This is a genomic window from Limnohabitans planktonicus II-D5 (genome assembly GCF_001270065.2).
GTDB lineage: Bacteria > Pseudomonadota > Gammaproteobacteria > Burkholderiales > Burkholderiaceae_C > Limnohabitans_A > Limnohabitans_A planktonicus.
In genome coordinates, this window is sequence record NZ_LFYT02000018.1 from 80,820 (window position 1) to 87,325 (window position 6,506).

Below are 6,506 nucleotides of genomic sequence, written 5' to 3' on the forward strand. Positions count from 1 at the left end.
CTCACCCAGCCTCAGACGTAGTCCTTGTACTTGTCCAAAAAGCGGATCGGCTTGGCCAGCGCGTCGCGGCGGAAAGGATCGCCCAGTTCGCGGTTGCACATGATCTCGATCACGCAGGTCTTGCGCTGGTTCATCTGCAGGTCGATGGCTTTCTTGAGGGCCGGGCCCACGTCTTCGAGGCGGTCCACCACAATGCCTTCGGCACCCATGGCCTGGGCGATGCCCGCAAAGCTTTCGCTTTCGAGTTCACCGGCCACAAAGCGGCGGTTGTAGAAATCCACCTGGTTTTTCTTCTCGGCGCCCCACTGGCGGTTGTGAAAGACCACCGCTGTGACCGGAATGTCGTGGCGCACGGCCGTCATGACCTCGACCATGCTCATGCCCCAGGCGCCGTCACCGGCATAGGCCACGGCGGGGCGGTCGGGTGCGGCGCACTTGGCACCGATCATGGTGGGCAGCGAGTAGCCGCAGTTGCCAAAGCTCATGGGGGCGAAGAAGCTGCGGGGTTCGTCAAAGCGCAGGTAGCTGTTGGCCACGGCGTTGATGTTGCCAATGTCGGTGGACACCATGACACGGGGCGGCATGGCTTTTTCCAGCTCGCGCAGCACCTGGCGTGGCGACAGGTAAGTGCCGCCCGTGGGGGTGCGCTCGCCCTTGGCCTCTTCCATCATGTCCAGGCTGAAGGGGTCTTTTTCGTGGGTCCAGGCGTCGAGTTCCTTTTCCCATGCGTCTTTTTCGGCCTGGATTTTGGCAGCGCGCTCAGCCTTGGAGGCGTCACAGGCCAAGGTGCGGGCCGACAGGCGCTTGAGCAGCTCAATGGCCACCGCCTTGGCGTCGCCGTGGATGCCCACGGTGATTTTTTTGACCAGGCCCAAATTGGTGTGGTCGGCTTCGACCTGGATGATCTTGGCGTCTTTGGGCCAGTAGTCCATGCCGTGCTGCGGCAAGGTGCCAAACGGCCCCATGCGCGAGCCCAGCGCCACCACCACATCGGCCTGCGCGATCAACTTCATGGCTGCTTTAGAGCCCTGGTACCCCAGCGGGCCTGCCCACAGCGGGTGGCTGGCCGGGAAAGAGTCGTTGCGCAAATAGCCATTGGCCACGGGCGAGCCCAGGCGCTCGGCCAGGGCCACGCACTCCTTGACCGCGTCACCCATGACCACGCCACCGCCCGACAAAATGACCGGGAACTTGGCATTGGCCAGCAACTCCACGGCGGCGTTCAGGCTGTTTTCGCCGCCCGCGCCACGCTCCACGCGCATGGGTTGGGGAATTTCGCAGTTGACTTCGCCGTAGAAATAGTCGCGCGGAATGTTCAGCTGGGTCGGCCCCATTTCCGAGATGGCGCGGTCAAAGCAGCGCGCCGTGTACTCGGCCATGCGCTTGGGGTTGTTCACATGGCCCTGGTACTTGGTGAATTCCTGAAACATGGGCAGTTGCTGCGCCTCTTGGAAACCACCCAAGCCCATGCCCATGGTGCCGGTTTCGGGGGTGATCATGACCACCGGGCTGTGCGCCCAATAGGCCGCCGCAATGGCGGTGACGCAGTTGCTGATGCCCGGGCCGTTTTGGCCAATGACCACGCCATGGCGGCCGCTCACACGGGCATAGCCATCCGCCATGTGCGCCCCGCCCTGCTCGTGCACCACCGGAATCAATCGGATGCCTGCGGGGGCAAAGATGTCCATGGCGTCCATGAAGGCCGAGCCCATGATGCCGAACATGTCGGTCACGCCGTTGGCGACCATGGTTTCCACAAAGGCCTCGGAAGGCGTCATCTTCTGCACGCCGCTGGCCACGGTGCGTTTGTCGGTTTTTGGTGGGGTGGTCATGGGCTGCTCCTGAAAAACAAGGGAAAAAACAAAAAATCGAAACCAAGGGTTCCGAAATCCGAAACTGGGGGTGACTATAGACAGACTGCGCATCCAAATCAATCGAAATTTCACTTATCGATGCGATTTGTTCCATTTTTCGGGTTTTCCACTATGATGCAGCGATGTCACTTGCCTCCGTCCCCCTGCCCGCATCGGCCCCCACTGAGATCAATGGGGACACGCCCACCTTGCGCCTGTTTGCCTTGCTGGAGGTGATCGCCAGCAAAAGCAGCTATTTTTCGCTGCAAAACCTGGCCGACGAAACCGGCCTGCCCAAAGCCACCTTGCACCGCATGCTGCAGCAACTCGAAAGCGCCCATTTGCTGGAACGCACGGCCGACGCCCGGCTTTACGGCACGGGCAACCGGCTGCGCAAACTGGCCGAAAACCTGCTGATCAACGACACCGCCCACGGCGCACGCCACGCCGTGCTGCGCCAGCTGGTCAACGAGGTGGGCGAGAGCTGCAACCTGACGGCCTTGAGCGGCAGCGAGGTGATTTACCTGGACCGGGTGGAGACCTCGGCCCCCCTGCGCTTTTACCTGCACCCGGGCTCGCGGGTGCCCGCCCACTGCTCGGCCAGCGGCAAGGTGTTTTTGTCGCAAATGAGCCCCGCCCAGCGCCAGCGCCTGCTGGCCCATGCGCCGCTGGACGCCTACACCCCCAAAACCCTGACCGATCTGCAAGCGCTGGAGCAAGAGTTCAAACAGGTCAAGCGCCAGGGCTTTGCCCTGGACAACGAAGAATTTTTGCCCGGCCTGATGTGCGTGGCGGTGTTGGTGCCCTCGGCACAGGGCAGCTCCAACCTGTGTGTGGCGGTGCAAGCCCCCGTGCTGCGCCTGACGCCCGAGCGCTGTCTGCAACTCTTGCCCGCGCTGCAACGCGCCGCCCAAGCCATCAGCGCCATTGAAACCGAGGCCATGCCATGAACACGCCCCCTGAACTGAACCGCCTGGACGTGCGCAGCGTCTTTGGCATCGACAGCCCGCTCAAGGTCACCGCCTTTCGCGAGCGCTCTGAGCATGTACCCGACATCGACCCCGATTACCGCTTCAACCGCGAAGTCACACTGGCCCTGCTGGCGGGTTTTGAACACAACCGCCGGGTCATGCTGCAAGGCCTGCACGGCACGGGCAAGTCCACCCACATTGAACAAGTGGCCGCCCGGCTGAACTGGCCTTGCGTGCGCATCAACCTGGACGGGCACCTGAGTCGCCTCGATTTGGTGGGGCGCGATGCGGTGGTGCTGCGCGACGGCCAGCAGGTGACCGAATTCCAGCCGGGCATCGTGCCTTGGGCGCTGCAGCGGCCGGTGGCGCTGATTTTCGACGAATACGACGCCGGACGCCCCGAGATCATGTTCGTGATCCAGCGCCTGCTGGAGCGGGACGGGCAATTCACCCTGCTCGACCAGAACCAGGTGATCAAGCCGCACCCGCAGTTTCGCCTGTTTGCCACCAGCAACACCGTGGGCCTGGGCAACCTCAATGGCCTGTACCACGGGGCCCAGCAGCTCAACCAGGCGCAGATGGACCGCTGGAACATTGTGGCCACGCTGAACCAACTGCCGCCCGAGCAGGAAATGGCCATCGTGCGCGCCCGTGTGCCCAGCATGCGCGACGAGGCCCGCCAGGCGCAGCTGCAGGCCATGGTGCAGTTTGCCAACCTCACACGCCAGGGCTTCAAGGTGGGCGACCTGTCCACCCTCATGTCGCCGCGTAGCCTGATCAGCTGGGCCGAAAACCTGGACATTTTTGGTGACCTGCAGCTGGCGCTGTACCTGAGCTTCATCAACAAGGGCGACGAGTCCGAGCGCCCGGTGTTGGGGGAATACTTTCAGCGCTGCTTTGACCAGGAGCTGGGCACGCCATGAGCGAGCCGGGCTTGGCGGCTGTCCTTAGCTCGGGCTCGGGCGCGGGCGCAGACCAGGGCGGCCCGAGCGAGCAAGCCCTGCTGCGCCAGCAGCATGCGCAAGACGATTTGTGCGCCGCCAGCGCCCGCGCCCTGAGCGCCGAAGCCGATTTGCACTACCGCCAGCGCCGCCTGTACCGCAACAATCTGCGCCTGCCCGACTTTGCCCCCCACCTGCACCCGGTGCACGGCCAAGACGATTGGCGCTCGTTTCGCGCCGCCAGCGATGGCGCGGCCCTGCGCCTGCGGCATTCCGATGCTGCGCTGCACCGCGCGCTGTGCGAGCGCCAGCCCCTGATGCCGCTGGAGCGCTTGATCGTGGAAATGCTGGAGCAAATCCGCGTCGAATCACTGGCCACCGAGCTGGGCCTGCCCGGTGCCGCGCACAACCTGCGCCACCGTTTTGAGGTCTGGGCCGTGGCGCTGGGCCAGTCGGACCTGGCCGAAACCGTGCAGGGCCTCACGCTGCTGACGGTGGCCCTGATCTGCCGTTCACGGGTGCTGGGCGATGCCGTGCCCGAGGCGTTGATGGACCTGATCGAGTCCACCCGCTTTGCCTTGTCCGAAGTCATTGGCCACGATGTGCGCGGCCTGCGCCTGACGCGCCACGACCAAGCCCTTTACGGCGAGCACGCCCTGAACATTGCCCGCAACGTGGCACAGCACACGGTGGCTGGCCAAGCGCAGCCCACGGCCACGCGCATCAACCCGGTGCAGCCCACGCGCGAGCGGCTGTCGCTGTGGATCGACTTTGAAGGCGGCGAGGACAAGGACGAGGCCATCGCCGCACCGGGCCGCAGCCTGAGCCCAGACGAGGTGTTGCGCGGCTACACCGTCTTCACCACCGCCTATGACCGCACGGCACAAGCGGCGGATCTGGTGCGTGCGGCCGAGCGCCAGGCCCTGCGCACGCAGCTGGATGCGCGCATCGCCCAGCAGGGCGTGGCCTTGCAGCCGCTGGTGCGCCAGCTCAAGGCGCTGCTGAGCCCGCCGCGCTGGCAGGGTCAGGACGATGGCCAGGACGAAGGCCGCATCGACGGCAGCCGCCTGTCGCAGCTGGTGGCCAACCCTTTGCAGCGGCTGCTGTTTGTGCGCGAACGCCAGCGGCCTGTGCCCGATGCGGTGGTCTGCTTTTTGATCGATTGCTCGGGCAGCATGAAGGCGCAGCGCGAGTCGATTGCCTTGCTGGTGGACGTGATGAGCCGGGCGCTGGACCTGGCGGGCGTGCCCTGCGAAGTGCTGGGTTTCACCACCGGTGCCTGGAGCGGTGGCCGCGCCCTGCGCGACTGGCGTCGCGCCGGTCAGCCGCCGGAACCGGGCCGCCTGAACGAGCGCTGCCACATCATTTTCAAGCCCGCCGAAAAAGCCTGGCGTCTGGCCCGGCGCGACATGGCGGCCCTGCTCAAACCCGAGCTGTACCGCGAATGCCTGGACGGCGAAGCCCTGCTGTGGGCCGAGCAACGCTTGCTGGCGCAAAGCGCATCGCGCCGCATCTTGCTGGTCATCTCAGACGGCTGCCCCAGCGACAGCGCCACAGCGCAAACCAACGAAGCGCTGTACCTGGAGCAGCATTTGCTGGCCGTGACCGAGCGCATCGAGCGCAGTGGCCGCATTGAACTGACGGCTCTGGGCGTTGGCCTGGACATGAGCGGCTACTACCGCCACAGCGACATGCTGGACCTGGCCGACCTGCAAGGCCAGCGGGTCTTCACACAAATTCTGGGGGCCTTGCGGCCCAGACGACGATGAATTCGACCCTGAACCTGCTGAACCAGTTGCCCATTCCCGACAACGCCACCGCCCTGAGCCTGCTGCTGAGCAGCCTGGTCGTGCTGTTTGCCGGTTTTGTGCGGGGGTTGACCGGCTTTGGCTTTTCGGCCCTGTGCGTGAGCTGCCTGTCGGTGTTCCTGCCGCCTGCACAGGTGGTGCCCGCGCTGTTTGTGCTTGAAATTCTGGCCAGCATCAGCCTGCTCAAAACCTGCTGGCCCGATGTGCATTGGTCCTGGCTGCGCGTGCTGCTGGTGGGCAATCTGGTGTTCATTCCGCTGGGCGTGCTGACCCAGCAAAGCCTGCCCGCCGACACCCTGCGCCTGTTGATTGCGGGGATCATTGGGGTGATCGCACTGGCGCAGTTGCAAGGCCTGCGGCCTCAAGGCCCACCTGGCAAAGCCTTGCAATGGGGCACCAGCATGGTCAGTGGCTGGCTCAACGGGCTGGCCGCCATTGGCGGCATTGCGGTGGCCATGGTGTTCAACCAGACCCGGCTGGCCCCGGCGGTGATGCGTGCCAGCCTGGTGGTGTTTTTCCTGTTCACCGACCTGTTTGCCCTGCTGTGCCTGGCCCTCATGGCCCATCTGGCCCTCGTGCCCACGTCGCTGCACGACATCAGCGGCCCCACCGCGTTTTGGTCCGCCGCCTGGCTGCCCGCCATGCTCTTGGGCATCTGGCTCGGACACCGCCAAAGCGCCCGCATCTCAGCCGACCATTTCAGGCGCCTGGTGCAAGTGCTGCTGCTGGTGATTGCTGCACTGATGGCGGCGCGGGTCATCGGCACCTCTTGATTCGGCACGCTGAAGTTTGAAATGTGCGAGAAATGTCAACTCGCAGGTCGGCACTCGCAGAGTCCGACGTTTTCAGCCTTTGGCACAGGCCCCATGTCGGGGTCTTCGACCGCCGACCTACGCGATGGCAACGCCCCGCAGGTCGGCACTCGCAGACTCC

General features: G+C 64.7%; 5 protein-coding genes. 4 read left to right on the forward strand and 1 reads right to left on the reverse strand.

The window, feature by feature from the left end; all coding sequences use genetic code 11:
* Nucleotides 1-11: 11 nt before the first annotated feature.
* Nucleotides 12-1,832: a sulfoacetaldehyde acetyltransferase gene (xsc, locus tag H663_RS33980; RefSeq protein WP_053174198.1), complete on the reverse strand. Its 1,821-nt coding sequence runs from the start codon at nucleotides 1,830-1,832 to the stop codon at nucleotides 12-14.
* A gap of 164 nt (nucleotides 1,833-1,996) precedes the next feature.
* Here xsc and H663_RS33985 point away from each other — a divergent pair, with 164 nt between their 5' ends.
* Genes H663_RS33985 through H663_RS34000 form a run of 4 tightly spaced genes read left to right on the forward strand, consistent with a single transcriptional unit; the run spans nucleotide 1,997 to nucleotide 6,346 of the window.
* Nucleotides 1,997-2,803 carry an IclR family transcriptional regulator gene (locus tag H663_RS33985; RefSeq protein ID WP_053174196.1) on the forward strand — a complete coding sequence of 269 codons (807 nt, stop codon included), beginning with the start codon at nucleotides 1,997-1,999 and terminating at the stop codon, nucleotides 2,801-2,803.
* Nucleotides 2,800-3,747, forward strand: a complete 948-nt coding sequence (locus H663_RS33990; RefSeq protein WP_053174194.1) for an AAA family ATPase — start codon at nucleotides 2,800-2,802, stop codon at nucleotides 3,745-3,747. The genes H663_RS33985 and H663_RS33990 overlap by 4 nt, the downstream gene beginning before the upstream one ends.
* Nucleotides 3,744-5,534 carry a cobaltochelatase CobT-related protein gene (locus H663_RS33995; RefSeq protein ID WP_083451251.1) on the forward strand — a complete coding sequence of 597 codons (1,791 nt, stop codon included), beginning with the start codon at nucleotides 3,744-3,746 and terminating at the stop codon, nucleotides 5,532-5,534. Before H663_RS33990 ends, H663_RS33995 begins: the two co-directional genes overlap by 4 nt.
* Complete coding sequence (locus H663_RS34000; RefSeq protein WP_053174192.1) at nucleotides 5,531-6,346, forward strand: sulfite exporter TauE/SafE family protein; 816 nt, start codon at nucleotides 5,531-5,533, stop codon at nucleotides 6,344-6,346. The genes H663_RS33995 and H663_RS34000 overlap by 4 nt, the downstream gene beginning before the upstream one ends.
* The last annotated feature ends 160 nt before the right edge of the window (nucleotides 6,347-6,506 follow it).